The organism is Streptomyces viridochromogenes (assembly GCF_001270495.1).
GTDB lineage: Bacteria > Actinomycetota > Actinomycetes > Streptomycetales > Streptomycetaceae > Streptomyces > Streptomyces viridochromogenes_A.
The window spans coordinates 67,388-93,345 of sequence record NZ_LGUR01000211.1; the positions used below are offsets into that span (position 1 = coordinate 67,388).

At 71.0% G+C, this 25,958-nt stretch carries 22 protein-coding genes and 2 tRNA genes; 11 read left to right on the forward strand and 13 right to left on the reverse strand.

Translation table 11 applies throughout. The features are described 5' to 3' along the window. Nucleotides 1–13: 13 nt before the first annotated feature. From ADK36_RS27640 to ADK36_RS27655, 4 genes are read right to left on the reverse strand one after another with little or no spacing between them, the layout of a single operon-like run. Nucleotides 14–508, reverse strand: a complete 495-nt coding sequence (locus tag ADK36_RS27640) for a type II toxin-antitoxin system RatA family toxin (RefSeq protein ID WP_048583362.1) — start codon at nucleotides 506–508, stop codon at nucleotides 14–16. A gap of 6 nt (nucleotides 509–514) precedes the next feature. Further along, a complete protein-coding gene (locus ADK36_RS27645) occupies nucleotides 515–1,798 on the reverse strand; it encodes an aspartate aminotransferase family protein (RefSeq protein ID WP_048583363.1) in 1,284 nt (427 codons plus the stop codon). A 40-nt stretch (nucleotides 1,799–1,838) separates the two neighbouring features. Next, on the reverse strand, nucleotides 1,839–2,978 hold the full coding sequence (locus ADK36_RS27650; protein WP_053199453.1) for an acyl-CoA dehydrogenase family protein: 1,140 nt from the start codon (nucleotides 2,976–2,978) through the stop codon (nucleotides 1,839–1,841). Nucleotides 2,979–3,014: 36 nt separating this feature from the next. Next, nucleotides 3,015–4,613: an aldehyde dehydrogenase family protein gene (locus tag ADK36_RS27655; RefSeq protein ID WP_078916393.1), complete on the reverse strand. Its 1,599-nt coding sequence runs from the start codon at nucleotides 4,611–4,613 to the stop codon at nucleotides 3,015–3,017. A 184-nt stretch (nucleotides 4,614–4,797) separates the two neighbouring features. Between ADK36_RS27655 and ADK36_RS27660 the strand changes: the two genes are divergently transcribed. Both ADK36_RS27660 and ADK36_RS49640 read left to right on the forward strand, forming a co-directional pair. Further along, nucleotides 4,798–5,778 (forward strand): bifunctional lysylphosphatidylglycerol flippase/synthetase MprF, encoded by a 981-nt coding sequence (locus tag ADK36_RS27660; RefSeq protein ID WP_053199454.1) that lies wholly within the window; start codon nucleotides 4,798–4,800, stop codon nucleotides 5,776–5,778. A gap of 20 nt (nucleotides 5,779–5,798) precedes the next feature. Beyond that, nucleotides 5,799–5,975 carry a hypothetical protein gene (locus tag ADK36_RS49640; RefSeq protein ID WP_199830259.1) on the forward strand — a complete coding sequence of 59 codons (177 nt, stop codon included), beginning with the start codon at nucleotides 5,799–5,801 and terminating at the stop codon, nucleotides 5,973–5,975. Between the two features lie 90 nt (nucleotides 5,976–6,065). On the opposite strand, the gene ADK36_RS27665 is transcribed toward ADK36_RS49640, so the two are convergent. Together ADK36_RS27665 and ADK36_RS27670 are read right to left on the reverse strand one after the other, a co-directional pair. Beyond that, nucleotides 6,066–7,466, reverse strand: coding sequence for an MFS transporter (locus ADK36_RS27665; RefSeq protein WP_048583367.1), 1,401 nt, complete (start codon nucleotides 7,464–7,466; stop codon nucleotides 6,066–6,068). 142 nt (nucleotides 7,467–7,608) lie between these two features. After that, nucleotides 7,609–8,688 carry a fatty acid desaturase family protein gene (locus tag ADK36_RS27670; protein WP_048583368.1) on the reverse strand — a complete coding sequence of 360 codons (1,080 nt, stop codon included), beginning with the start codon at nucleotides 8,686–8,688 and terminating at the stop codon, nucleotides 7,609–7,611. A 209-nt stretch (nucleotides 8,689–8,897) separates the two neighbouring features. Here ADK36_RS27670 and ADK36_RS49035 point away from each other — a divergent pair. The 6 genes from ADK36_RS49035 (at nucleotide 8,898) to ADK36_RS27685 (ending at nucleotide 13,115) form a co-directional block, all read left to right on the forward strand. Continuing rightward, nucleotides 8,898–8,989: transfer RNA gene (locus ADK36_RS49035), tRNA-OTHER, on the forward strand. 43 nt (nucleotides 8,990–9,032) lie between these two features. Then, nucleotides 9,033–9,124, forward strand: a tRNA-OTHER gene (locus ADK36_RS49040). A gap of 59 nt (nucleotides 9,125–9,183) precedes the next feature. Beyond that, nucleotides 9,184–10,182: a diacylglycerol/lipid kinase family protein gene (locus ADK36_RS27675; RefSeq protein WP_053199456.1), complete on the forward strand. Its 999-nt coding sequence runs from the start codon at nucleotides 9,184–9,186 to the stop codon at nucleotides 10,180–10,182. Further along, nucleotides 10,179–11,669 (forward strand): MmgE/PrpD family protein, encoded by a 1,491-nt coding sequence (locus tag ADK36_RS27680; protein WP_053199458.1) that lies wholly within the window; start codon nucleotides 10,179–10,181, stop codon nucleotides 11,667–11,669. The genes ADK36_RS27675 and ADK36_RS27680 overlap by 4 nt, the downstream gene beginning before the upstream one ends. A gap of 196 nt (nucleotides 11,670–11,865) precedes the next feature. After that, nucleotides 11,866–11,970 (forward strand): IclR family transcriptional regulator C-terminal domain-containing protein, encoded by a 105-nt coding sequence (locus tag ADK36_RS51145; protein WP_107086918.1) that lies wholly within the window; start codon nucleotides 11,866–11,868, stop codon nucleotides 11,968–11,970. A 302-nt stretch (nucleotides 11,971–12,272) separates the two neighbouring features. Further along, entirely contained in the window at nucleotides 12,273–13,115 is an 843-nt protein-coding gene (locus ADK36_RS27685) for a helix-turn-helix domain-containing protein (RefSeq protein ID WP_053199460.1), read from the forward strand. Here the strand turns inward: ADK36_RS27685 and ADK36_RS27690 are convergent. After that, nucleotides 13,081–13,449, reverse strand: a complete 369-nt coding sequence (locus ADK36_RS27690) for a nuclear transport factor 2 family protein (protein ID WP_048583372.1) — start codon at nucleotides 13,447–13,449, stop codon at nucleotides 13,081–13,083. The genes ADK36_RS27685 and ADK36_RS27690 overlap by 35 nt on opposite strands. 525 nt (nucleotides 13,450–13,974) lie before the next feature. Here ADK36_RS27690 and ADK36_RS27695 point away from each other — a divergent pair. Further along, on the forward strand, nucleotides 13,975–14,409 hold the full coding sequence (locus ADK36_RS27695; RefSeq protein ID WP_053199462.1) for a PaaI family thioesterase: 435 nt from the start codon (nucleotides 13,975–13,977) through the stop codon (nucleotides 14,407–14,409). Nucleotides 14,410–14,476: 67 nt separating this feature from the next. Here ADK36_RS27695 and ADK36_RS27700 read toward each other — a convergent pair whose 3' ends face one another. The 4 genes from ADK36_RS27700 to ADK36_RS27715 all read right to left on the reverse strand — a co-directional run bounded on the left by ADK36_RS27700 (nucleotide 14,477) and on the right by ADK36_RS27715 (nucleotide 21,907). Beyond that, nucleotides 14,477–15,355, reverse strand: coding sequence for an SDR family oxidoreductase (locus ADK36_RS27700; protein ID WP_048583374.1), 879 nt, complete (start codon nucleotides 15,353–15,355; stop codon nucleotides 14,477–14,479). A gap of 85 nt (nucleotides 15,356–15,440) precedes the next feature. Beyond that, nucleotides 15,441–17,021, reverse strand: coding sequence for a long-chain-fatty-acid--CoA ligase (locus ADK36_RS27705; RefSeq protein ID WP_048583375.1), 1,581 nt, complete (start codon nucleotides 17,019–17,021; stop codon nucleotides 15,441–15,443). Nucleotides 17,022–17,062: 41 nt separating this feature from the next. Then, on the reverse strand, nucleotides 17,063–21,601 hold the full coding sequence (locus tag ADK36_RS51020) for a type I polyketide synthase (RefSeq protein WP_053199463.1): 4,539 nt from the start codon (nucleotides 21,599–21,601) through the stop codon (nucleotides 17,063–17,065). Nucleotides 21,602–21,616: 15 nt separating this feature from the next. Next, the gene (locus tag ADK36_RS27715; protein WP_199830260.1) at nucleotides 21,617–21,907 is read right to left on the reverse strand and encodes an acyl carrier protein; all 291 of its coding nucleotides are present in this window, start codon (nucleotides 21,905–21,907) and stop codon (nucleotides 21,617–21,619) included. A 158-nt stretch (nucleotides 21,908–22,065) separates the two neighbouring features. On the opposite strand from ADK36_RS27715, the gene ADK36_RS27720 reads away from it, so the two are divergent. Beyond that, complete coding sequence (locus ADK36_RS27720; RefSeq protein WP_048583377.1) at nucleotides 22,066–23,520, forward strand: CoA transferase; 1,455 nt, start codon at nucleotides 22,066–22,068, stop codon at nucleotides 23,518–23,520. A 50-nt stretch (nucleotides 23,521–23,570) separates the two neighbouring features. Continuing rightward, the gene (locus ADK36_RS27725) at nucleotides 23,571–24,131 is read left to right on the forward strand and encodes a carboxymuconolactone decarboxylase family protein (protein WP_159029215.1); all 561 of its coding nucleotides are present in this window, start codon (nucleotides 23,571–23,573) and stop codon (nucleotides 24,129–24,131) included. A 91-nt stretch (nucleotides 24,132–24,222) separates the two neighbouring features. On the opposite strand, the gene ADK36_RS27730 is transcribed toward ADK36_RS27725, so the two are convergent. Beyond that, nucleotides 24,223–25,125 carry a maleylpyruvate isomerase N-terminal domain-containing protein gene (locus ADK36_RS27730; RefSeq protein WP_053199467.1) on the reverse strand — a complete coding sequence of 301 codons (903 nt, stop codon included), beginning with the start codon at nucleotides 25,123–25,125 and terminating at the stop codon, nucleotides 24,223–24,225. A gap of 27 nt (nucleotides 25,126–25,152) precedes the next feature. After that, a complete protein-coding gene (locus ADK36_RS27735; RefSeq protein ID WP_048583380.1) occupies nucleotides 25,153–25,941 on the reverse strand; it encodes a thioesterase II family protein in 789 nt (262 codons plus the stop codon). Between the last annotated feature and the right edge of the window lie 17 nt (nucleotides 25,942–25,958).

A 25,958-nucleotide genomic window follows, 5' to 3' on the forward strand; every position in this document is an offset into this window, starting at 1 on the left:
GCTCTGTCTCCTGTCAGGCCGTGGTGGGCACTTCGGCGGACTTGCCGGGCAGGCCGGGCTCCTCGCCGAGCACCTCGCTGTCGGGGAACATCCCGGTCACGGCCCACGCGACCGTCTCCCTGATCACCCGCTCGGCGATCGGGTCGAGGATGCCTTCGAGACTCGGGATGCCGAAGTCGAACTCGGCGGTGAAGCACACGGCTACGTCCGCGCCCCGCTGCGCGAGCCGCCAGGTGCCGTGGAAGGAGTCGAAGTCCCCGTCGGTCTGCTCGAAGCGGATCTCCAGGGCGTCGACGTGGAACTCGTCGCGCTCCGTCCAGCGCAGCAGTCCGCTGCGGAAGTGCAGCTCCCAGCTGGAGGAGCAGTCCGGGGCGGGGTGGGTGGCGTGCACGGTGGTGGACTCCACGTGCGGGGCCAGCTCGGGATAGCGCTCCCAGCGGCCCACGGCGTGGAGGACGTCCGTGGCCCGCTCCGCGCGCACCAGCACCTCAAGAGAAACCTGTCGCACGGTTCGCTACCGCCTTTCCGGCATCGTGGCGGAACCGCTGACCAGGTCGCGGGTCGCCCTGTCGAAGGAGTTGAGCAGATGGTCCACGTCACCGTCGGTCATGATCGCGGGCGGGGTGAAGCGCACCACCGAGCTGCCGTTCATCGAGTGGTTGGCCACCACCCCGTGGTTGAACAGCTCGATCAGCAGCTCGCCGGCCAGCCCCGCCTCGACCAGCTCGATCCCGATCAGCAGCCCGCGTCCGCGTACCTCCACCAGGAGGCCGGGCAGGTTGCGGCGGGCGATCTCGGTGATCCGCGGCAGCAGCCGGGCGCCCAGCTCCATCGAGCGGGTGACCAGCCGTTCCTCCTTGACCGCCCGGATCGCGCCCTGCACGGCGGCCATCAGCAGCGGCTGCCCGGAGAAGGTCCCGGTGTGGATGTAGGGGTCCTTGTCGAACGGGCGGAACGCCTTGCGGGTGGCGACGACCGCGGAGACCGGGGCGATGCCGCCGCCGAGCGCCTTCCCTGCCAGCAGGACGTCCGGGACGACGCCCTCGATGTCGGCTCCCCACCACTCGCCGAGCCGCCCGAACCCGGACTGCACCTCATCCAGGACGAGGAAGCCGTCGTACTCCCGGACGAGCGCCTCGACCTGCCTGAGGAAGCCCGCCGGCGGGATGATCACCCCGCCCTCGCCCTGCACCGGCTCCAGGATCACGCACACCTCGCCCGGGTGCGCGGCCAGTTGCTCGCGCAGGGCCTCGGTGTCGCCGTAGGGGATGTGGGTGAAGTCGGGGAGCAGCGGGCGGAAGGGGTCCTGGTAGACCTTCTTCGCGGTCGCCGACAGGGCGCCCATGGTCTTGCCGTGGTAGCCGCCGAGCATCGCGACCGTGCGCCGCCGGCCGCTCGCGCGCGCCAGTTTGAGCCCGGCCTCGACCGCCTCGGTGCCGGAGAGCGCGAAGTGGACGCGGTCCAGGCCGGTCGGCATCACCGAGACCAGCGCCTCGGCGGCCTGGGCGACGGTGGGCTCCAGCAGGATGCGGGTGGCCACCGGGTGCCGGTGCAGCTGGCGTTCGACGGCCTCGACGACGAGGGGGTGGCGGGCGCCCATGATGAAGACGCCGTAGCCGCCGGCGTTGAGGAAGCGCTCGCCGTCGCTGGTGGTGAGCCAGGCGCCGGAGGACTCGACCTCCATGTGGCTGCCGAAGAGCTCGGCCACGGTGGCCCGGCCCTTGCTCAGATGCGCCCGGTACAGGCCGAGGACGTCCTCCTCGGACACGGTGTCCAGGGGCTGTGCGGTGGTGGTCATGCGGGGACTCCAGTGACGCCGGGACGGGGGACGCGTGCGGTCATGACAGCTCCAGGGCGCCGCCGGCGAACCACTGGAGCAGCGGCTCGGCGGCGGACGCCCGGCCCGGAGGGTGGAAGACCAGCGGCCGTACGGAGTCGGCGAGCCGGGTGTGTTCGCCGCCCCGGACGAAGTCGATGCCGCCCAGCAGGTCCAGGGCCTGGTCGGCCGCCTGGACGAGGGTCTCCTGGGCCGCGTACCGGGCGACGAGAACCTCGGCCACGGCGGCCTCGCCGTCGAGTCCGTCCCGTACGGCCCGGGCGGCGCCCTCCAGCAGGGCGAACGCGGACTCGACGCGGACGGCGAGGGCGGCCCGATCGCCCGAGCTGCCGCGCCCCCGCTCCAGCACGGTGGCGGCAAGAGCGGTCGCGGCGCCCGCGTAGCCCGCGCAGATGAGCAGCTCGAACCAGACGAACCCGGTCGTCTGCAGGTCGTCCAGCAGATGCGGCGCCTCCGGTACGGTCCGCACGACCAGCTCCTGCGGTACGAACACGTCGGTGAGGCGCACCTCCTCGCTCTCCGAGGCGGCCAGCACCTCGTTGCCCCAGAACGGGTGCACCGAGAGGCCGGGGGAGTCGGCGGGCAGCAGGGCCAGCGCCAGCTCCGGGGTGCCGTCGGCACCGGGGACCGCGATGCTGGCGGTGAGCACATCCATGGAACGGGCCAGGCTGCACGGCTTCTTGGCGCCGTTGAGCAGGAAGCCGCCCTCGGTCTCGGTGGCCGTCACCGAGGGGATCAGGATGTTCTGCTGGGTACGGCCCTCGGCCCAGCCGGAGGCGAGCAGCAGCCGCTCCGGGGCGATGCCGTGCAGCACCTTGGTCTGAGCGGGCGTCAGCCGGCTGGCGTCCGTGGCGAGCTCGAACAGCATGGCCACGGTGAAGTGGTGCATCGTGGAGGCTGCGGCGAGCGAGGGCGACACCGCGCCCACGGCCCGCTGCACCCGGACCGCGTCCAGGACGTCGGCGCCCTGTCCGCCGTACTCGACGGGGACCAGCAGACCGGCTCCGCCGTGCTCGCGCAGGCGCGCGACCGCCGGGGAGCCGGTCGCCTCGCGCTCGGCGAAGGACAGGGACTCCAGGGCGGCGAGAAGGCCCGGCTGGTGGCGTTCGCACACCTCTCGGGCGGTGGTGAGGGAGCGCATGGGGGATCTCCTACGGGGGTGTTCGTACCGGGAGGGTCAGGAGCCGAAGACCGCCTCGTGCGGGCTGACGTCCCGCGCGATGCTCACCCCCTGCAGATGCGAGGTCTTGAGCATCGGGTAGTTGGCCTCGCCGAAGGCGCCGCCGGTGAGCCCCGTGCCGCCGTGGCTGGGCAGATAGGGCAGGAAGCCGATGTGCGAGTCGTTGATCTTCAGCAGGCCGCCGTTGCCGATCCGGCGCACGAAGGCGTCGATCACTTCCGGCGACTCTGTCCACAGTGAGTTGCGCAGGCCGTACTCGTTGGAGTTCACGAAGCCGATCACCCGCTCCAGGAGTTCCGCGTCGGTGCCGGGCTCCGGCACCACGATCGGCAGCAGCGGGAAGAACGTCTCGTCGCGCACGACGTCGTACTTGCGGGCCTCGGTCAGACCCTCGACCCGCAGCACCGTCGGCTGGAGGAAGACCCCCGTTTCGGACGGGGTGCCGTCCACCTCGGCGCGGCTGCCGCCGGCCACCAGCTCCGCGCCCCGGTCCAGGGCCTGCTGGAGCAGCGCGAAGAACCGCTCGCTGCGGCGCACCGGCGACAGCAGCACCTCCGGGTCCTCCGGATAGCCGGGCCGGATCGCCGCCGCCCGCCGACCGACCTCGGCGACCAGCTGGTCGGCGATCGCCGGGTGCGCGAGCACGTAGTTGGGCACCATACAGATCTGGCCGGAACCGTAGAACGCCTCCGCGATCGCCTGGGCGGCCCGCACCGGGTCGGCGTCCCGCCAGACCACGATGCCGTCGTTGCCGGCCAGTTCCAGGATCGGCTTCTTGCCGCGCGCCACACACTGCTCCTGGAAGCGCAGTCCCTCCTGGCTGCCGCCGATGTAGAACACGTCGTCGATCAGCGGGTCCTCCAGCCAGCGGTCCAGCGTCTGGCGGGGGTTGCCGCAGATCGCGTTGAGCGTCCCGGGCGGCGCGCCCACCTCGTCGAGGAGCGGCGCGACCACGTCCCGCATCAGCCACATCGTGCTCAGCGCGATGCTGCGCGGCGCCCGCACCACCACCGCGTTGCCGGCCATCACCGCGAGCACGGCCAGGGCGGCGCTGGGCGCGGGCGCGTTCTGCGGCGGGTTGAAGGCGACCACGCCGTCCGGCTGCCGTCGCACGATCAGCCGGCGCGGCCCGTGCTCGAACTCCGTGTGCATCTGCTGCCGGTACCAGCCGAGGCTCTCCTCGCTGTACACCTGCAGCAGACAGCTCAGCTCCCAGCGGGCGAGCTTCACCGGGTGGCCCTCCACCATCAGCATCTCGGTGAACTCGTCCTGCCGGCGCAGGAGTTCCTCACGGAACAGGGTGCCGAGCCGCATCCGGTCGCCGAGCGGGACGGCCGCCCAGCGGGGGGCCGCGGCCGCGGCGGCCGCGGTGGCCCGGTCGATCTCCTCGTCGCCCGCGACCGCGCACCGGCCGGCCACGTACGGATGACTCGCTGTCTCCGACTCCGGATTCCGTTCTAGTTCGCGCTTCAGACTGACGCTCGTGAAAACGTCCTCCAGCAGGGAACGGGCGCTGACCGTGTACACCCAGTGGTCGCTCTCCACGTCCTCTCCGTCAATGTAGAGCTGATAGCTGCGGATTTCCGGCGTGTGCATCGGCCGCTCCATGGATTTACGCCTCCGTATTGCCGTCAAATTCCTTTGTGCAGCCTGTTTTAAAAAGACTGTTCCAGGGTTCTCTGATACGGTCCTGATGCGCGACTGACTCTGATCTGACATGCGCTGACTCTCGGACCGGAACCCCTTTCGGTGGCTAATTGAAGTCTGCTCTACTCTCCTCATGTCAGACACACTTCTGCACGCCATCAAGAACTGGACAGAGGCAGAAAACCCCAGCGCTTTTCTTGCCATGAACGACGACAAGGAGGTCTTCACCCTGCCCGGCACGGAAGGCGTCGTGCTGTACCGGCGGGCCGGGGGGTATCTGGTGCAGTTCGGCGGCCCGTTCGCCCCCGAGGATTCCTACGGCGCCCTCGTGGCCGCCTTCCGCGCGCACGCCCGGGACCAGGGGCTGCGGGTGGTGGGCGTGCAGCTGCAGGCCTACGACGCCGAGCGGTACGTCCGGCACGGGTTCACCGTCAACCAGATCGGCGCCTCCTGGGCCGTAGGCCTGCCCGAATTCAGCCTGCGCGGCACCAGGTTCATGCAGCTGCGCAACAAGATCTCCCGGGCCCTGCGCAACGGACTGAAGGTCGAGGAGGTGGCCGCCGAGGGCCGGCACGACGCCATCGAGCGCATCGACCGGGCCTGGCTGAAGTCGAAGGGCGAGAACGTACGACCCCTGGAGTTCCTCGTCGGCCGGATCGGCGGTCCGGCGCAACAGCACCGCAGGCTCTTCCTCGGCACCATCGACGAGGAACCGGTCGCCTACATCTCCTACTCCCCGGTCTACGGCAGCCGTTCGGGCTGGATGCACGACCTCAGTCGCCGGCTGCCGGACGGCTCACCCGGGCTGATGGAGGCCGTCAACGCGGCGGCGATCGAGATCTTCCGCGGTGAGGGGGCCGAGTGGCTGCACTTCGGCTTCACCCCGTTCACCGGGCTCTCCCCGGACGCCGAACTTCCCGGCCACAGCCCGGCGTTCAGCTGGCTGATGCAGTTCCTGTGGGCCGAGGGCGCGGCGCTGTACCCGGCTCAGACCCAGCTCGCCTACAAGGAGAAGTGGGGACCCGAGTTGTTGATCCCCGAGTACGTGGCCTTCGAGGGGCAGGCCTCGCTGCCGTCCTTCGCGCACATCTTCCGCGCCTGCAACTCGTTCTGAACCGATCCCAGGAGAGACGCATGTCCATCGAGACGACCACTGCGGAGACGACGAAGAGCACGGACGAACTGCGGCACTCCATGGTGGAGTTCCTCATGGCCGTCATCGGCGCCCCGGACGACGAGGAGATCGCCCGCAACGCCGACGAGGTGGTCCGGCTCCTGGACGCCCGGCTGACCGAGGAGCCGCAGGGCTGACAACTGCGCGACGACATCTGCGCGACGTCGTGCACGGCCGTGGCGGCGGGACCCCATGACACCGGGGTCCCGCCGCCACGGCCGTTCGGCTCAGCGCGCGGGGAGCCGGTCCACCGGCCGGCCTGTCGTACGGTCCCCGAGCACCACCACGTCCAGCGCGAGCACCGCCATCGCGCCCGCGATCACCGTGAACAGCAGCCCCGCCCCACCCGAGTCCAGCAGCGGCAGCAGCAGGAACGGCAGGGCCGCGGCGGTCAGCTTGGACAGGGAGTAGGCGATCCCGGAGGCGCCGGCCCGGATCGCCGTCGGATACTGCTCCGCGAGCAGGACGTGAGAGGCGGCGGAAAAGACGTTGCTGAGCAGCGTGTAGCCGAACCCGAAGGCGACCACCCAGCCGACCGAACCCGCGAAGGCGAAACCGAGCCCGGCCGCCGCCATGGCGCACGCCGACCCCGCCACCAGCACCTTCCGCTCGATCCGGTCCATCAGGGGCGCTGCCAGCAGCGAGCCCACCGGGTACCCGAAGAAGGACACCGCGGTATAGCCGAGCCCCGCCACCACGTCGTACCCCTTGGCGGCCAGTACCTGCGGGGCCAGGGTGCCGAAGCCGTAGTAGCCGACCGTGGACAGCAGACAGAAGACCCACATCATCACCGTCCGGCGGCGGTACGGCGCCGAGAACAGCGAGCGGAGCATGCCCCGCTCGGGCGCGGGCGCCTGTTCGACGACGGGCGCGGGGAGCGCAGTGGTGGCGTAGGACGGTCCCGCCTGAGCCTCCAGCTTGGCGGTAATCGCCTCCGCCTCCGCCGTGCGGCCGACCGTCGCGAGCCAGCGCGGGGACTCGAACAGGCCCCTGCGCAGCACCCACACCACCGCCGAGCCCAGCGCGCCGAACAGGAACAGCCAGCGCCAGCCCGCGATGCCCAGCGGGCTGAGCGGCACCAGCCACACCGCGAGCAGGCCGACGGCCGGGACCCCGCAGAATCCGATGGTGTACGTCCAGGCGATGAGCCGGCCGCGGTGCCGGGCGGGCAGGACGTCGGTGAGGTAAGTGTCGGTCAGCGACTGCTCCGCGCCGATGCCGATGCCCGCCACGAAGCGCAACGCCACCAGCCAGGCCACCGAGGGCGCGAACGCGCCGGCCAGCGAGGCGCCCGAGTACAGTGCCAGGTTGACCAGGAAGGCCCGCCGCCGGCCGAACCGGTCGGCGAAGCGGCCCAGCACCACCGCCCCGAGGAACTGGCCGAGGAACGCGGACGCCAGGACCAGCTTGAGCGTGGTGCCGGTGAGGGCGAAGTCCGCCTGGAGCACCTTGGACAGGACACCGGACAGGTTGTTCTCGTACATGTCGAACAGCAGGCCGACGCCGATGACGCCGGTGAGGCGATGATGGGCCGGAAGGACGGGCAGCCGGTCCAGCCGGTCGCCGATGGACATGCGGTGGCCGCCGGGCGCCGGGGCGGGCACCACCTTGGCGGATTCTTCGGACATGGCGGAAGGGGACTCCTCTCGGACGCTGGGGAGCTGGGGAGCTGGGGAGCTGGGGAAGCCCGGGACGCTCGGGGGAATGTCCGGGACGTGACGCGGCCCGGCTCCGGCGGGGAGAGTTGCCGGAGCCGGGCCGGGGGAGCGGTCAGGCTGCCTGGGCCGTGGGGCCGGTGCGGCCGTCGCGCACGGGCGCGCTGACCTCGTGCAGGAAGCTCGCGACCTCCTTGTACGAGGCCCAGAAACCGACCTCGTGGTACGGCATCCCGCGCTCCGCGCAGTAGTCGCGCGTGAGCTCACGGGCCCGGGCGAGGTTCTTCTGCGGCATCGACGGGAACAGGTGGTGCTCGACCTGGTAGTTGAGCCCGCCGTAGAGGAAGTCGATGAGCAGGGACGGCCGGATGTTGCGGGAGGTCAGCACCTGGCGGGCCAGCCAGTCCAGGCTCTCCTCCTCGCCGTCGCGCAGCTCCATGCCCTTGTGGTTCGGGGCGAACATCAGGCCGAAGTACACGCCGAGGGTGGCCTGCTGCACCAGGACGAAGGCGATCGCGAGCAGCGGGGACAGGACCGTGAACACGAGCGTCAGGTAGATCGCCGCGCGCACCAGCAGCAGCACGCCCTCCAGCACGGGGCGGGGCACCTCGCGGCGGGCGATCATCTGCACGGCCGTCTTCTGCATCTTGTACGACTCCAGCACCAGCAGCACGAAGAACAGGACGCTCTGGTAGCGGACGACCAGCCGCTGGCGGCCCGTGCGGCTCGGGTACTGCTTGATGTCGAAAATGACGGTGCGCCGGCCGATGTCCGGGTCCATGTCCAGGTGGTTGGGGTGCGAGTGGTGCCGGTTGTGGTGGTTGACCCACCAGCCGTAGCTGACCCCGTTGACGAGGTTCCCGTGGATGTAGCCGACCACGTCGGCGGGGCGGCGCCTGCGGAACATGGCCTTGTGGCCCGCGTCGTGCCACATGAACGCGCTCTGACCGCCGCTGAGGCCCATCCACACGGCGACGAGCAGTTGGAGCCAGGAGTCGCCGAGAGCGAAGAACGCGACGAGTCCGGCGGCGAACAGCGCAGCGTTCAGCGTCAGCCGGAAGAAGTAGTAGCCGGGGGCCAGATCCAGCAGGCCTTCCGCCTTGACGCGCTGGAGCAGTTCGGCGAAGGTCGCCGACGCTCCCGCGGTCCGTTCGCTCCGATGTCGCGATAAGGCTTCGTCATAAGGAGGATTCATGCTTGGGTCCCCTCGCGCGAGATGGTCCGTCGGGTGGGACGGGTGGAACTCCAGCCTCGGTGAGGCGCCTGACAAGCAACTGACTGTGCTCTGACGAATTCATTCCCGAGTGCGGTCAGGAGCATATCAGCGGGATGTCAGAAAGGTCCGGCAGAGTTGTTCTCGTGAACGGCGCCGGAGAGCGAAAGCGAACCGGAACCGGGATCGATGGAGAGGTGCCCGGAGTGGTTTATCGGGGATCGGGGTTTTCCTCGGTCGGGTGGTTTGCCCGCCTGCGCAGGTTCGAATCCTGCCCTCTCCGCTTGGACCCGCCTGCGCAGGTTCGAATCCTGCCCTCTCCGCTTGGAGAGGTGCCCGGAGTGGTTTATCGGGGGCCGGGGTTTTCCTCGGTCGGGTGGTTTGTCCGCCTGCGCAGGTTCGAATCCTGCCCTCTCCGCTCGCCGTTCTGTCGTGCTGTGTCCGCCCCCGCCGGTATTCGGAATTCGGAGCGTGTCCATGACCGAGGAGTCCGAGGCGCCCGTGCGGAGCGTTCTCGTCGTAGCCAACCCCGCCGCGGGAACCACGAGTGAGCGCCTGACGGCGGACGTCCTCGCCCTGTGCGCCGCCCACGCGGCCCATGTACGCCTGCACCCCACCGCCGGCCGCGGCGATGCCACCTCGGCGGTCCGCGCCGCGCGCGCGGGCACCGGCGGCCATCCTCGGCCCGACCTGGTCGTGGCGGTGGGCGGCGACGGCACCGTCCACGAGGTCGTCGACGGCCTCATCGGTGCCGTCGGCACCGACTCCGGCGCCCGCCCGGCCCTGGTCATCGTGCCGGCCGGCACGGGCAACTCCGGGTACAAGATGCTCTGGGCGGACCGCCCCTGGCAGACCGCCCTGCGGGCGGTGTTCGACGGCCCCGGGCACGGCGCCCGGCTGCACCGGCTGGACCTGGCCCACCTGGCCGAGACCGGTGCCAAGGTGTTCCTCGGCGCCTGCTCCGGCGTCATCGCCGACGCCCTGCGCGTGGCCCGCCACGTCCCCCAGACCGGACGGGACCGCTACACCACGGCGTTCGCCGAGGCGGCCGACGCCTTCGCGCCGTACCCCGGCCGGGTCACCGTCGACGGGACGGTGCTCCACGAGGGCCCCACCGTGCTCGCCAACGTCGGCGGCGGCCGCTTCCGTGGCGGCCGCTACCAGGTGCTGCCGCACTCGGAGCCGGACGACGGACTGCTCGACGTCTGCGTGATCGGCTCACCCGTCGACCCCCACGAGGTCCCGGAACTCACCCGCCGCGCCGCCCACCTCGGCCTGCCCGGCGTCCACTACGGCCGCGGCCGCCGCATCGTCGTCGAGCGGCTCGACGGCGTACCTCTCTGCTTCGAGTACGACGGCAACCTCCAGCCGCCCGAGCTCGGTTGCCTCACCTTCGACGTGCTGCCCGGCGCCCTCCCCGTGTGGGGCGCCGAAACTGCCGTACTCGCCACGACCGCGGTCGAGGAGCGCCGGTGACGCCCCTGCAGGAGCTGTGCGACTGGGCCGCCCGGCTGACCCACGACGACCTCCCGGAGCGGGTCCGCGCGCTGGCCGCCAGTCAGATCCTGTCCCAGGCCGCGTCGATCCGGGCCGGAGCCGCCCATCCACTGGGCGCCCGCATGATCGCCGCGTTCGGCGAACCGCTGCAGCCCGACGCCCGGCAGAGCGCCTGCGTCCTGGCCGGACTCGGCTCGTGGCTGAACCTCGACGACACCGCCTACGCCGGCCACCTCTCCAACTCGACCGTCGCCGTCCCTCTCGCCTTCGCCCACGCCCACGGGCTGACCGGCGCCCGGCTGATCGCGGCCGTGGTCGTCGCCAACGAGTGCGCGGCCCGCATCACCGCCGCCGCCACCCTCGGCCCGCTGCGCGGACAGAGCGCGATCCACACCCACCTGGTGGGCGCCGTCTGCGGCCGGCTGCACGCCGAGGGTGTCACGGACCCCCGGCGGTGGACCGACGCCCTGGGGCTGGCCCTCGCCCTGCCGCACCGGCCGCTGATGCGGGCCTTCCTGGCCAGCGACGCCCGGCTCCTCAACGCCCTCGCACCGGTACGGGCCGCCATGGACGCCTGCGACGCGGCCGCCGCCGGGCTGCACGGCGCTCCCGACCTCCTCGAACACCCCGACGGTTTCCTCGCGGCGCTCGCCGCGGTACCGCTGCCCGACGAGGTCACCGGCGGTCTCGGCCGGCGCTGGCACACCGAGACACTGTCATTCAAGATGCGCCCGGGTGGCCCCGGCATCGACGCGGCCGTGGACTGCGCCATCGAGCTCCACTCCGAACTGCGCGCCACCGTCGGCGCGTTGGACCCGGCGACGGTGGCCGAGGCGCTGGTGGAAGCCTCCCTCTACACCCTCTACGCGGGCCGCCGCGCCGACCGCTACGTCACCGGCCCCGACGCTCCGCTGGGCGCGCTGGTGCTGCACACCCCCTACCCGGTGGCCACCGCCCTGCTCACCGGCGGTCTCACGGTCGCCGACTTCGAGCGCCCTGCGCTGGCGGAGGCGGCCCGCTGGCGGCTCGCGGAGCGGGTACGGCTCGCCCACGACCCCGAGCTCACCCGCGCGCTGTTCGACTCCGCCGCGCCTTTCGGCGCCGCCGTCCGCCGGGCGGGCGCCGCCGCCGAGCCCTGGCTGCTGGAGTTCGGCGGGCCCGAGACCGCCCGGATCGCCCTCGACGCGGCCCGGCCGCCTGAGCCCGACTTCACCGCCGCCACCAAGGCGACCGGCGCCCGGGTCACCGTACGTCTGAACGACGGCCGCGCGTTCACCCGCGAGCGGCTCGTCCCGCTGGGCGCGATGGGTGACCACACCCGGGCCTGCCACGAGAACCTGGTCCGCGAGAAGTTCGTCGGCATCGGCGGCGACGCGGACACCGCGAAGGCCGCCGCCGGACTCGGCACGATGGACGCCGGCCGACTGCGCGACTGGGTGGGCGCGGCCCTCGCCGAGCGCGCCTGAAGCAGTCCGTCCGGACGGAGCCCCGCTCCGGAGCGGACGGCCATGCCTGAAGAGGACGACCACGCCTGAACCGGAACGGTCCGGTGACCACCAAACCGCCGTCGACAAGGTCCACGGCCTTCTGTCTGCTCGGGATCCCGCGGCGTAACGACGTGGTCGAGCGAGCCGGCAGCAACACCGTTGAGCACCCGGCTCGGTGACATCGGCCTCGGTTTCCGGGGCGGCCGGCGCCCGGTTCTCCGCGCACCGCACCGCCCTCGGCAAGGCCCTGCTCGCCTTCGACTTCGCGGCCGCCGAGTAGGTCGTCGCGGCCGGCCTGCGGTCCCGTACGGTGGTTGGCGCCACCGGGCAGGCCGGCGGCCGCGTTCTCCGTGGCCGGCGCGCCACCGCACTTCGACCCGAAACGCGTGCCCTGGTTCTCTGTCGCACGGCTTGCCGGGCCCTGCGCGACCTTCGCGACACCATCCTGTTCGCTTCGGAAACCCGCGTGCGCCGCAGGGTCTTGGCGCAGGACCGGAAGGTCGACTGAGCGTCATGCACCGTTGCTCCGTTTTGACTGCGCGTTTCTCCCCGGTCGGCCGCTCGGCAGATAAAGTTGAACATATGACGACTCAATTACTTGGACCGCTCGGCACCCTCGACGTCGGAATACTCCTCCGGAGGTGGCGGGACAGACGCGGGGTCAGCCAGCTCGAACTGGCCTCGCGAGCCGACAGTTCCGCCCGGCACATCAGCTTCATCGAGACCGGCCGGGCCAAACCCAGCCACACCCTGCTGCTGCGGCTGGCCGAGCAACTGGACGTACCCGTACGGGAACGCAACACCTTGCTGATCGCCGCCGGATTCGCCCCGGTATTCCCTGAAACCCCACTGAACGACCCGGCGATGAGGACCCTCAACGGCGAACTCGAACGGCTGCTGGCCGTGCACGACCCGAACCCGGCTCTCGTGCACGACTATCTGTACAACGTCGTCGGGGCCAACCGCAGTCTGCTCGTCCTCGTCTCGGGCGTCGCCGACCATCTGTTGACCCCACCCATCAACACCATGCGCCTGGCACTGCATCCGGAGGGCATGGCTCCCGCGATCCGCAATCTCGCCCAGTGGCGCGCCCATCTGCTGGACCAGATGGAACGGCAGATCGCGGTGAGCGGCTCGGCCCCGCTGGCCGACCTGTACGAGGAGGTGGCGGCCTATCCGGTGGCCGACAGCGGAACCCCGGAGCCGACCGCCCGTGCCCCGTACGCCCTGCCGCTGCTGATCGAGCGGGAGGGCAGACAGCTGTCGTTCGTCTCGATGCTGACGACCTTCAACACCCCGCTGGACGTGACCGTCTCCGAGCTGGCCATCGAGACCTTTCTTCCCTCGGACCAGGAGACGGCCGCCGCCCTGCGGGACATGCTCGGCGAGATCAGGCCCCCGGGAGCCGGTCCAGAAAGCCGCTGACGGAGCTGATCCGGCCGTCCTCGGCGATGGTGATGACGTCGGAGCCGGCAGCCGGAGAGGAGCCATCTGCCTTCGACACCAGGTCCCAGGAGAAGCGGGCGATGTGGTGGTTGCCGTCCACCGAGCCCTTCATGACGAACTCGAAGCCCGGGAACTGGGCCTGCGCGCCGGAGATTGCGGCGACGATGCCCTCGTGGCGCGCCACGTCGGCCAGCGGGTCGGTGTAGGTGGCGTCTTCGGTGAAGGCGTCGGACACGGCCTTGGCGATCGCCTCGGCCCCGTCGGCGTTCCACGCGGCGAAGTAGCGCTCGGCGGCGATGGCGTAATTCGTCATGGACGTCTCTCCTCGGGTGGTGTGACGAAGCCGCGGTGTCGGCGCGGCCACGCGACCACTGTGCCGGGTGCCAGGGAGCCCGTCGATTACCCCTCAGGTAATCGTCGTCCCCCGTCCGGGGAGGGAACCGGAGCGGCGGTCCGCCACCCCGGCCCGCCTGTGTCAGTGCCGTGTCCGCGCCGGTCGGGCCGGCCTGATCCGATCGGGCGCGCCCGGCCTGGTGGCGGCTCCCGCTCGGGCAGCGGGCTCATGGCCGGAAGACGTCGGCCGCGGACTCCCGGATCATTCCTCTGCCCTCGGCCGCACCCAGGTGGTGCTGGTCGCCCGGGGTCGGCCCGACACCGGATTCTGGGTGCTGTTCCGCTCCTCCTACGTCGGCCACCTCACCGACCGGCTCCTGGACGTCGCGACCGAGTGGCCTGGCCCGGGCCGCAGGGCGGATCGGGCTTTTCCGCCCGGGTGTTCGCCCCGCACGACCAGGCCGCCGTCTCCCCAGGATCTCCGGCGCCTGGAAGGGTGATCTCCATGACTACTGACCTCACCCAACCCCCCAGCCCCGCCGACCTGTTGGCGACCATGCCGTTCGCCGTCCGGCTCGGAATCACCCTCCACGAGGCCACGTGCGCCCAGACCACGGGTTCGCTGCCCTGGTCGCCCGAACTGTGCACGGCCGGGGGCGTTCTGCACGGCGGGGCCCTGATGGCGCTGGCCGACGCGGTCGGCGCCGTCTGTGGCTATCTCAACCTGCCTGCGGGCTCCGGCACTTCCACGGTGGAGTCCAAGACCAACTTCTTCCGGGCGGTGCGCTCCGGCGCCCTGCACGCCACCGCCACGCCGCTCCACGTCGGCGGGACCCTGATCGTGGTGCAGACGGAGTTGCAGGACGACGACGGACGGCCGGTGGGCCAGACCACGCAGACCCAGATCGTGCTGGCCGCCAAGCTGCCCGTCCAGTCCTGACCCCTGACAGGCCGGGAGGGACGGGCCGCGACGCTCGCCGCGGGCCGCCCCTCCCGGCGTGCGTGGATCACTGATGTGGGTCATCCTCGGCGGAGGACGGCACCGGACGGGGGCCCGCGATGGACTCGAAGAGCGGGAGCGCCGACTCGGCCCAGCGTTCGTAGGAACCCGCCGCCGCCGCGGCGATGTCGAACAACGGCTTGCTCGCCCCGGGGCCGATGTACTGGTGCAGTGGCGTACCCGGGCCGAGGACCGCCTCGACGATGCTCTCGGCGGCGACGGCGGGGGAGGGGGCCCCTTGCGAGGACACCTGCCGGAAGTGGTCGACCCACTGGGCGTCCGCCGTGTACGGCTCGGCGTATTCGGGTGACTGCCGGTGCGCGATGTCCGTGCTGAAGACTTCCGGAGCGAGGTGGAGCACCCGGATGCCGAAGTGCCCGACCTCCCACGCGAGGGACTCCGTGATGGCGGAGAGACCGGCCTTGCTCGCGTTGTAGAAGGCGGTCTGCGGCGCGCTCGGTAACCGGCCCCAGATGGACCCGATGTTGGCGATGACGCCGTTGCCACGCGCGCGCATGGCGGGCAGGACCGCCCTCGTGGTGCGTACCGGTCCCATGAGGTTCGTGTCGATGATGCTCTCGGCCTGCTCCAGCGGCAGCGCCTCGATCGGCCCCGTGTGGTGGTTGCCCGCGTTGTTGACCAGGATGTCGACGGCTCCGTGACGATCCTCGATGCTGCGGACCGCCGCGGTCACGGATGCGTTGTCGTTGACGTCCAGCGTGATCACCTCGGCGGTCAGCCCTTCCGCCGCGGCCCGCTCCCTGAGCTCGCCCGCCTTGGCCGTGTTCCGCATGGAGGCATAGGTGGTGACGCCGCGGCGGCTGAGGGTCAGGGCTGTCTCAAGACCGATGCCGGCGCTGGTGCCGGTGACAAGGGCAACGCTCATTCCGTTTTCTCCTGAGGGTCGATACCAGTGGTGAAGCCGCGTCGGCCCGTGCGCCGGGCGGACGACGGGAATGCGACGACAGGCCCTAACCGCTCGCGGACCCCGCCCTCGCGAGATCGTCCCGCACGGCACGGCGCAGGGTCTTGCCGCTGGGGTTGCGCGGCAGGCTGTCGGCGAAGTCGTACGCCGTCGGGATCTTGAAGTCCGCAATGCGCCCTTTGAGGAAGACCATGAGCTCCCGCGCGGTCACCTGCCGGCCCGGGACGGCCACCACACGTGCGTGCACCGACTCGCCCCAGCGGTCGTGCGCGACCCCCACCACCGCCGCGTCGGCCACGGCGGGGTGCTGGGTGAGGGCGTTCTCGATCTCCGTCGGGTAGACGTTCTCCCCGGCGACGATGATCATGTCGTTGACACGGTCGCAGATGTAGAGATAGCCGTCCTCGTCGAGGTAGCCGGCGTCGCCCATGCGGATCCAGCCGTCCACGACGGTCCTGGCCGTGGCCTCGGACAGGCCCCAGTAGTCCAGCATCCGCGCGGGCGTACGGACGCACACCTCGCCGGTCTCGCCCGGCGCGAGCACCTCGCCCCGCCGGTCCACGATCCTGACCTCGATCCCCGGATACGGCCGGCCCGCCGCCTTCAGCCGGGGGCTGCCCAGGACGTGGTCCGCGGGGGGCAGGCACACCGCGAAGTTCCCCGTCTCGCTGCTGCCGTAGATCTGCAGGAAGTCGCAGTCGACCCGCTCCAGGCACTGCCGCAGCAGCGCGTCCGAGATCGGTGAACCGCCGTAGACCACCTTGCGCAGGGAGTCGAGAGCCCCGCGGGCCGCTCGCGGTTCGGCGAGCATCATCTGGAGCATGGCCGGCGCGACGATGGCCGTGGTGATGCCGAGTTCGTCGATCAGGCGCACCGCCTCCGAGCTGATGAACATCGGTACGGACACCATGGTCACGCCCGCGTTGAAGCCCTGCATGGCGTACGACATCCCGCCGATGTGGAAGCCCGGCATGCCGATGAGGCTCCTGTCGTCGGGTTTCCAGTCGAACCAGTCGAGACCGTGCGAGTCCATCGCTTCGGCGACATTGAAGAAACTGCGGTGGGGCAGCACCACACCCTTCGGCAGACCGCTGGTGCCGCTGGTGTAGATCTGTACGACGGGAGCGTCGCTGTCGCCCGACACCGGCAGTTCGCTGTCCGGGCTGCCGGCCTTGCGGGCCGCGAGCGAGTCGGCCTCGCCGTCCGCCGCGTCGACCCGGAGGACCGTCCTGAGCTTCGGCAGGTCACGGCGTATCTTCTCGGCGACGGGCAGGTGCTCCTCGTCGACGAGGAGCAGTTCGGTGCCCGAGTCGCGCAGAATGTGGTCGACCTCCTCGGCGGTCAGCCGCCAGTTGACGGGAACCAGCACGGCACCGGTCTTGGCACAGGCGAAGGCGGTCTCCCACAGGTGTTCCGACTCCTTGCCCAGGTAGGCGACGCGGGAGCCGTCACCGATCCCCGCGGAGCGGAACAGGTGTGCGGTCCGGCTGCTCTCCCGGTGCAGCATGGCGTACGTGACGACGCGGCCCTCGCACAGGACGGCGGGGTGCGCGGGCCGCCGTCGGGCCTGGTGGGCGATGACGGCGTCGAGCGTTCGGGGCTTGTCCTGCGGTGGTGTCGAGTCCATGGGTACCTGCCTTCTCCGTCTCTTCGTGGTCGGGGGCGGCCTCATGCGGCAGCGGACGGGGGTGACGTGAGCAGCCGGTCGAGGTAGTCGGCCAACAGGTCGACCCTGGGCTGGTCGAACGCGATCGACGCGGGCAGGGTGACCCGGAAGGCTGACTCCAGGGCGTTGCGCACCTCCACCGCGTTGAGGGAGTCCAGGCCGAGAGCCGGCAGTTCGGCGTCGGGTTCGAGGTCGTCGGCGTCGTCGAACTGCAGGACGTCGGCGATCCGGACGCGCACGAGCGTGTTGATGCCGCTCAACCGCTCGCGTTCCGGGGCGGCGATCAGCGAGCCGACATCCAGGACCGTACGGCCGGAGGTGTCGTCGTCACGCGTCGTCAGATCGGTGTAGAAGGCGTTGCGGGGCCTGCGGGCGATGAAGCGCTCCCAGTCGCAGTGGCCGACCATGATCTGGGCCCGCTCACCGCCGAGCAGCACGGGCAGCGTGCTCATGGCCTCCGCGGGATCGAGGAAGAGGATGCCCTGGTTCTCCCAGCTCTTGACGAGCGAGGCGCTGAGCCTGCGCTGCGGGTCGTCCGAGCCCCACGGGCCCCAGTTGACGCTCAGCGACGGCATGCCCCGCCCGGCCCGCCGGGCCATCAGATGGTCGAGGAAGGCGTTGCCCGCACAGGAGTTGGTCTGCATGGTGGCCCCCACCAGCGCGGACGCCGACGAGTAGCCGAGGAAGAAGTCCAGCTCGGGCAGGTCCGCCGCGGCCCGGTGCAGGAGCCAGGCACCGTAGACCTTGGTGCGGAATACCGCGTCGATCGTGTCCCACGTCTGGTCGCCGATCGCCGCGTCGGCCACGACCCCGGCCGCGTGGACGATGCCCCCGACCGGGGGGCCGTCCGCCGCGAGCGCCGCCATGGTCCGTTCGACGTCCTCGGCCGAGCCGATGTCACACCGGTACGCCGTCACCTCGACCCCGTCACCGAGGCCGAGCCGGGACAACTCCTCCTGTCCGGCCCCGGTACGGCAGAGCAGCGCCAGGTGACGGGCGCCCATTGCGGCCAGGCGCCGGGCCGTCGTCAGGCCGAGCGTCCCCAGGCCGCCGGCGATCACATACGTACGGTCGGGCCGGACCGTGACCGGCCGCCGCGGGGCCGCCGGCTCCTCCGGGGCGGTGGTGCGCAGCCGCCGCACCCAGCGTTCCCCGTCCCGGTGGGCCAGCTGGAACTCCGGCTCCCGGGCCGCCAGCCACTCCCCGAGCAGGACCTGGTCGTCGCTGTCACCGCCCTGGAGGTCGAGCAGTGTCACCTGGTAACCGGGGCACTCCACGCCGAGCGCCCGCCCGAAACCCCACAGAGTGGCTGCGGCGGTCGCTGCCTCGCCGTCGTCCGGCACGTCGCCCGGGAGCAGTTGGGCCCCCTCGGTGACGAGCCAGAGGCGCTGGTTGCGGCCGAAGCTCTCGCGCCCGAGCGTGGTCACCACGTTGAGCAGAGCCCGGTAGTTCTCCTCGCACTCCGCGCGCAGCCGGTCGACGACCGTGGCCGCGTCCCCGGTGCTTGGGGGAGTCGTACGCCAGAACCAGCACAGGTCGGTGGGGGACTCCGTACGCAGGGCGTCGGCCAGGTCGTCCCCGGGGCGGGAGAAGGCCAGGTGGAGGCCGGTGTCCGCCGCGCGCGCGGAGAGCCGGGGGTGGTGCTCCGCATCGCGGTTCAGCACCAGGACGCGGCGCTGTCCCGGGTCTCCCTTGGGCACCGGTTGCTTGACCCAGTGGGCCTCGTGGTACAGGTGCCGGTCGGCCTCGCGCCTGTCCTCCGGGGTGCGCTCGGCCTTCCACGCCGCCTCGGCGGCCTGCCGCTGCGGTGTGGGAAGCCAGTACGGCTTGCGCTCGAAGGCGTACGTGGGCAGGGGCACCCCACGCCGGGGACGGCCTTGGTGGTGACCGGACCAGGAGACGGGGACGCCGACGGAGTACAACTGGGCCAGCCCCCTGAGGACCTGGTCCGCCTCGTGGTCGTCGCGGTGGGTGCTGCCCACCCACAGATGGTCCGTGCGCTCGGCGCAGTTCCGGGCGAGCGGGGTCAGCGCGGTCGTCGGCCCGATCTCGACGAAGGCGTGACGTCCGCGCCTCTCCACGGCGCGGACGCCGTCCTCGAACCGGACCGGCTCCATCAGATGGCGTGCCCAGTACTCGGGCGTGGCGATCTCGGCGGGCTTCGCCACCCTGCCGGTGACGTTGGAGACCAGAGGCAGCTCCGGCGTACCGAACCGGACGGACGCGAGCACCGCGCGGAAGTCGTCGAGGACCCCCGCGAGCAGCGGCGAGTGGTACGGCACCGACGCCCGCAGCAGCGTGAACCTCACCCCCTTCGCTTTCAGCGTCTCGCCGAGGCGGGCCAGCGCGTCCCGGTCGCCCGAGACCAGGCACTGCGTGGGGCCGTTGACGGCGCCGACCACGAGGTCCGGATACGCGTCGAGGAGCGGGGCCACCTCGTGCGCCGGGGCGCCCACGGCGGCCATCCCGCCGCGGTCCGAGGCCGACTGGCTCAGCCGGCCCCGCTCCGCCACCAGCCGCGCGGCGTCCTCCAGCGGGAAGAGCCCGGCGACCGTCGCCGCGGTCAGCTCGCCGAGGCTGTGGCCGATCAGCACCGAGGGCCGCAGGCCCCACGAGAGCCAGAGCCGGGCCAGGGCGTATTCGAAGCTGAAGACGGCGGGCTGGGCGTAGTCGGCTGCGTCGATCAGCCCGGAGTCGTCGCTTGCGTCGAGCATGAGGTCCCTCAGGGACCGGCCCAGCAGCGGGCGGAAGAGGTCGTCACACGCGTCGAGGGCGGCACGGAAGACCGGGTACCGCTGGTAGAGGGCGGCTCCCATGCCCGGATACTGCGAGCCCATGCCGGTGAAGAGGAAAGCCACCTTCGGTGCGGCCCCGGCGGGTGCCGTCCCGCCCCGCTCCAGCGAGGTGAGGTGCTTGTCCAGGAGGCGGCTCAGATCCCGGTGGTCGCGTACGTGCCCGGCCAGGCGGAACTTGAAGTGCGCGCGCCCGGTGTTGCTGGTCCGGCAGATGTCGGCCACCGGCAGTCCGGGCTGCTCGGCCAGCAGGGTCCGGTAGCGCTCCGCCAGGGCCCGCAGCGACTTGCGGCTCTTCGCGGAGAGCGTGAAGACCCCACCGGAGGGTTCCCGGTCCGCTGGTGCGTGGCTGGACTCCACGGCCGCCCGCGCGGGGGCCTCGCCCAGGACGACGCCGGCGATGGTGCCGGTGACGCCGAAGCCGTTCACCAACGCGCGCCGTGGCGCGGTGCCGGGCCACGGCGCGCTCCGCACCGGGATCGTGACCGGTGCCTGGTCCCAGGCGATGCGCCGGGACGGATTGACGAAGTTGAGATGCGGGAAGATCGTCCCTTCCCTAAGTTGCAGGGCCGTCTTGATGATGCCGCCGACCCCGGCGGCGCCCTCCATGTGGCCGAGGTTCGTCTTGAGGGAGCCGACCGTCAGCGGATCGGCGGGGCTGTGCGACTCGCCGAAGACATCGCTGATCGCACCGAGCTCGGTGGGGTCACCCAGCGCGGTGCCGGTGCCGTGCGCCTCGACGTACTGGATGTCGCCGGGTGTCAGCCCGGCCCGGGCCAGGGCGGTACGGAGCACCGCCTCCTGGGCCGCGCCGTTGGGCGCGGCCAGCCCCGCGCTCTCGCCGTCCTGCCCGACGGCCGAGCCGAGGATCACGGCATGCACGGTGTCGCCGTCCCGTTCCGCGTCACTGAGGCGCTTGAGCACCAGGACGCCACAGCCCTCGGCGCGGGCGTAGCCGTCCGCGCTGTCGTCGAACGTCTTGCACTGCCCGTCGGGGGCGAGCATGTTCCCCGTCTGGAGAATCGTGTGGTTCAGGGCGTTGTGGATGACGTTGACGCCGCCGGACAGGGCCAGGGAGCACTCCTTGGCGCGCAGCGCCTGCACGGCGAGGTGGGCGGAGGCCAGCGATGAGGAGCAGGTCGTGTCGACGGTCAGACACGGGCCGCGCAGACCGAGGAAGTACGACAGCCGGCCCGATACCCCGCTGTGGCTCAGTCCGGGGGCGAGATAGCCGTCCAGATCGGCGGCGGCCAGCTCGACGGACTCGAAGATGTAGTCGAGCGTGGTCACGCCCATGAAGACGCCGGTGTCGCCGTGGCGGAGCGCGGCCGGGTCGATGCCGGCGTGCTCCAGCGCCTCCCACGCCGTCTCCAGCGTGAGGCGCTGGTGCGGGTCGATGTACACGGCTTCCTTGGGCGAGATGTTGAAGAACGCCGCGTCGAACCGGTCGATGGCGTCGAGGAAGCCACCCACCGGGCGCAGCCCGCCCGGCCCGGAGTCCGGGCCCGGCTGCGGGGCGAGGTGCCTGCGCTCGTCCGGAAGCGGGCGGATGCCCGAGTTTCCCTCCCGGAGAAATTCCGCGAATCCGTCGGGATCACGGTTTCCGCCGGGGAAGCGGAGACCCATCCCCACAATGGCGATCGGTTCCTGCTGCTCGCGCCTCAGCTCCCTGATCTGCTCGTCCTTGCGGCGGATATCCTCAAGGGCGGCGCGAAGCTCTGCCCGTACCGAATCGGAGGTTTCTGTCACCGTTCTCTCCAGTCTTCAGACGGTCCAGACCTCGTCCGCCAGATAATTGATCAGCTGCTCTGTGGTGGGACGGCTGAAGAGGACCGCGGTGTCGATCTCGCATCCGAATTCCGCTTCGATGGCCCCTTTGAGCTCGCTCAGCCGGAGCGAAGTGAGGCCGAGATCGAAGAACCCCCGGTCCAGGGGAAAATCATCGTCCTCGGCCATGAGCAGCGCGGCCCTGAACAAGCCGACCACGGTGGTCTCAAGCAGCTCCCTTCGCTCCTGCGGGAGAAGTTCCCTCATATCCACGCGCTGGTCCCGCACCACAAACCCTCCGCACACTCGGAAACCGCCTGCATTCCGTCTTATCAAAACAGGAACTGCTGACGCAGGACTGATGTCGCACTGACGGCGAAGAGAAGCTCATTTCGGAGCCGAGAACCCACGGTTTACAAGCCGCCATTCGATGCTATCTTCGGGGCATGACAGGTGATGACTTCGAGCTTCTCAGCGAACTCGACAAGGTCCTTGACGTCCTGGGATTATCCCGCGAAAAGGCGGTCGACGAACTGACCGTCACCGGCAGCGATCCCATAGTTCCCTCCACGATCAGGATGGGGGCCGCGATAGGTATTTCTCTGTTGTCCTCGGCCGTCGGGGCCGCACAGGTCTGGCAGGACCGCACCGGCCGGAGTCAGCGCCTGGAACTCGACCTGGGCCAGGCACTCCACCAGATCACGCCCTATCTGGGCGGCGGGAACGAGATCAACGGCTACGGCTCCAACATGGGCTCCGTCTTCAGCGGCGAGGGCAATCCGACCCCCGCCGTGTGGGACTACTACCGAACATCCGACGGCCGCTGGTGCATCCCGATCGCCTGCTACCCGAGGTCGCGCGACGAACTGACGGCGCTGCTGGACACGGGGCACACCCAGGAGCACTTCCGCGCCGCGATATCCCGCTGGAACTCCTGGGAGCTGGAGGAGGCGGCCGCGGCCCGGGGGATTCCGCTCGCGGTCGTCCGTACCCGCGACGAATTCCTCGCCCACCCGCAGGGAAAGGCGGTGCTCGCCGAGCCGCTGGTGACGGTCGAGCGGATCGGCGACGGCCCGCCGAAACCGCTTCCCGCCGGCCCTCAGCCGCTCTCCGGGCTGCGCTGCCTCCAGTTCACCCACATCTTCGCGGGCACCGCGGCGGGCCGTGCCCTGGCGGAACACGGCGCCGACGTCCTCCACGTGTGCGAGCCCAACGCGTTCGAACACGACCTGTGCTGGAACGAGACCGGCGTCGGCCAGCGGTCGGCCCGTCTCGACCTGCGGGAGAAGGACCGGGGCCGGCGGATCTTCGACGAACTCCTCGCCACCGCCGATGTCTTCACCCACAACCACAGGTCGTCGCTGATGGCCCGGCTCGGCCTGTCCCCCGAGGAGTGCGTCGCCCAGTCACCGGGACTGATCCACGTCTCCGTCAAGGCGTACGGCCACACCGGCCCCTGGAGCGACCGCGGTGGCTTCGACCAGCAGGCCCAGGCCCTCACCGGCGTCAATTGGAGCGAACGCAAGGACGGGGTGCCACAGATGCCGCCCGGAAAGATGCTCAACGACTACCTCGCCGCCAACTTCGCGGCGGCGGGTGTGATGAGCGCGCTGCTGCGCCGGGCCAGGGAAGGCGGCAGCTACCAGGTGCGCGTCGCGCTCGCCGGCACCTCCAACTGGGCCTACGAACTCGGCCGGATCAGCCCCGTCGCCCTGGCGGAGGTGGCTCCCGACGCCCTCCCCGCCGCGCCCGAGTGGCTTGTGCACGACACCCCGCTGGGTGAGTTCCGGCACGTCGCCCCGCCGGTCCGGCTCAGCGAGACCCCCAGCGCCTGGCCGGGAGAGGTCATGGTGCCGAGGGGTTCCTCCCAGCCCCGGTGGCGGGCGTCACACACCGCCTGAGCAGTTCCGACGACGCCGGCTCCGGCCGGCCCGAAAGCGAGGAATCAACCATGGCTCGTGTGCCCTATCTGGCGCCGGACGACCTGCCGGAGTCACTGCGTTCCCTGGGCGGGGGACAGATCATCAACCTCTGGCGGGTGCTCGGCCACTCACGGCAGACCGTCGAACCCATGGCACGGTTCGGGGCCGCGCTCTTCGGCAGCGCGGCGGTACTCGACGCCGTCGACCGGGAACTCCTCATCCTTGTCTGCGCACGCGCCAATGAAACCGAGTACTCGTGGGCGCAGCACGTGCCGATCTCGAAGTCCCTCGGCGTCACCGACGACCAGCGGGCGGCACTGCGCCGGGGCGACCTCGACGCCGCCGACTTCACCGCGGCCCAGCGGGCCCTCCTGCGGTTCGCCGCAGCCGTCACCCGCGGTCCGCGGGTCGACGACGCCGTCTACGCCGCGGCGGCGGAGCACTACGACGACGAACAGCTCGTCGAGAGCCTGGCACTGGTGGGTTTCTACTACCTCGTCGCCCGGGTCAGCACCGTGCTCGACCTCGACATCGACGCGCCGGAGGGAGACGAGGTACTCCAGCAGGCGCTGGCCATGCAGGAGACGTGAACGGCCTCTGGGCCGGGCCCAGAACCGCACAGGCGCTCGGCCGGATTTTCCGGGCCGAGCGCCTGCCGTGTGAGGGCCGTTCGTTCGGAGGCTATCCGAAGGTGTTCTCCAGCCAGTGGTCGAGAAGGGACGCGTCCCCGGTGATCTCCACCCCCGGTGCGGTGGCGGGCCTACGGCGCTTGAGCAGCAGCAGGAGCAGGTCGGCGGGGGCGGTGACGGTGACGTCCGCCGTCTCGTGCTCCGGCCCGAGCGCGACGGGCCCGGCGGCGGTACGCGCGACGTGCCACTGCTTGACCACCGTGGAGGCGGGGCCCACGGCCCGGAAGAGGAGCGTCTTCTCCCCGTCGCGCAGCTGCGTGCCCTCGCGCAGGTTGGCGAACCGGGGGTTGAAGAAGCCGGCTGCGGCCGGTGTCGTGGTGGCCTTCATCCAGAAGTTGATGCTGTCCAGGCACAGGCCCGTGTCGAGCTGGGGAGTCACCTCGAGCGCGGCGTCCACGTCCGCGCGGTGTACGGCGATTTCGAGAGCACCCCAGCTGGCCCAGAACCTGCTGTGTGGCTCACCGAAGGGGGTCCACACCGCGGTGTGCGGCCCGGCCTGGCGCAGAACGGTCACGAAACCGTCCGCGGCGTGCTCCAGCCAGGCCGCGCGAACCTGGGGGTCCGCCGGGACGGCACCCGCCTCGGTGAAGTCCCGCGTCAGCGCGTCGATGTAGTGCGGCCAGGTCGCGTCCGGATCGTAGGAGTTGGCGGCCAACTCGGGAAGGAAGGTGTGAGGCAGCGCGAACTCGGTGGAAGCGCGCCTGACCAGAGCCGCCCCCCAGGTCACGGCCTGGTACAGATGGGCGGTCAGCTGGAAGGTGTTCCAGCCGGGGCACGCGGCGACCGGCGTCTCGGGGTCGGCCTCGACGAGCGACTTGGCAAGGAGCCGCGCCTCCGCGGCCATGCCGTCGCACAGCGCTTCGTGATTCAGTTCGTCCGTATGCAGTTCGTCCATGGCGGTGTGCTCTCCTCTCAGGCGGGGTCACCTCGTCGCGGCCAGCCGTCGACGAAGATGCCGGTCGAGGCTGCTGTGGATCGCGGTCGCGTGTTCGAAGAGGTAGAAGTGGCCCCCGGGGAACTCCGTCGACCCCAGGAAGGCCTCCGAGCGGTCCGCCCAGACGGCCATGGCGTCCGGGCCGTCGGGGACCAGGAGGGGGTCGGACGTCCCGGAGTAGGCGGCGACGGGGCACGAGACGGCCGTCTTGTCGTCCCGGTAGTCGGCCGCGACACGGAAGTCCCCCCGCAGGGACGGCATGACGGTGGCGAGCAGCTCCCGGTTGGCCGGTATGCCGTCCGGCATCAGACCGAGTTCCGCCACCCGCGACAGCAGCTGCTCGTCCGTCATCCCGTGCACGTGGTCGAGTTCCCGGGAGGAGCTCAGCTCGGGGGCCCAGCCGGAGACGGCGAGCAGCTGAGGTACTTCGCCGCCGCTCTCCTGCACCGCCACCGTCAGCCGGTAGGCGAGCAGGCCGCCGAAGCTGTGCCCGAACAGGAGGTACGGCCGGCCGTCGAGCTCGGCCTCCAGCGCCTCCTGGAGTTCGTCCAGGAGGGGCGCGAGCCGGGTGAAGGGGGGCTCGCTCAAACGCTCCTGGCGCCCGGGAAGCCGTAGGACACGGACGTCGACGGTGGACGGCAGGGTCTGCGCCCAGGTGCGGTACAGGGGAGCGGTGCCCCCGGCGTGCGGGAAGACGAAGAGTACTGCCTCGGCGTCGAGGGAGGGGTCGGGCGCGGTGAACCAAGAGGCGGGCCCGGGACGAGTGAGCATGGTCATGGAAACTCTCCGGACGA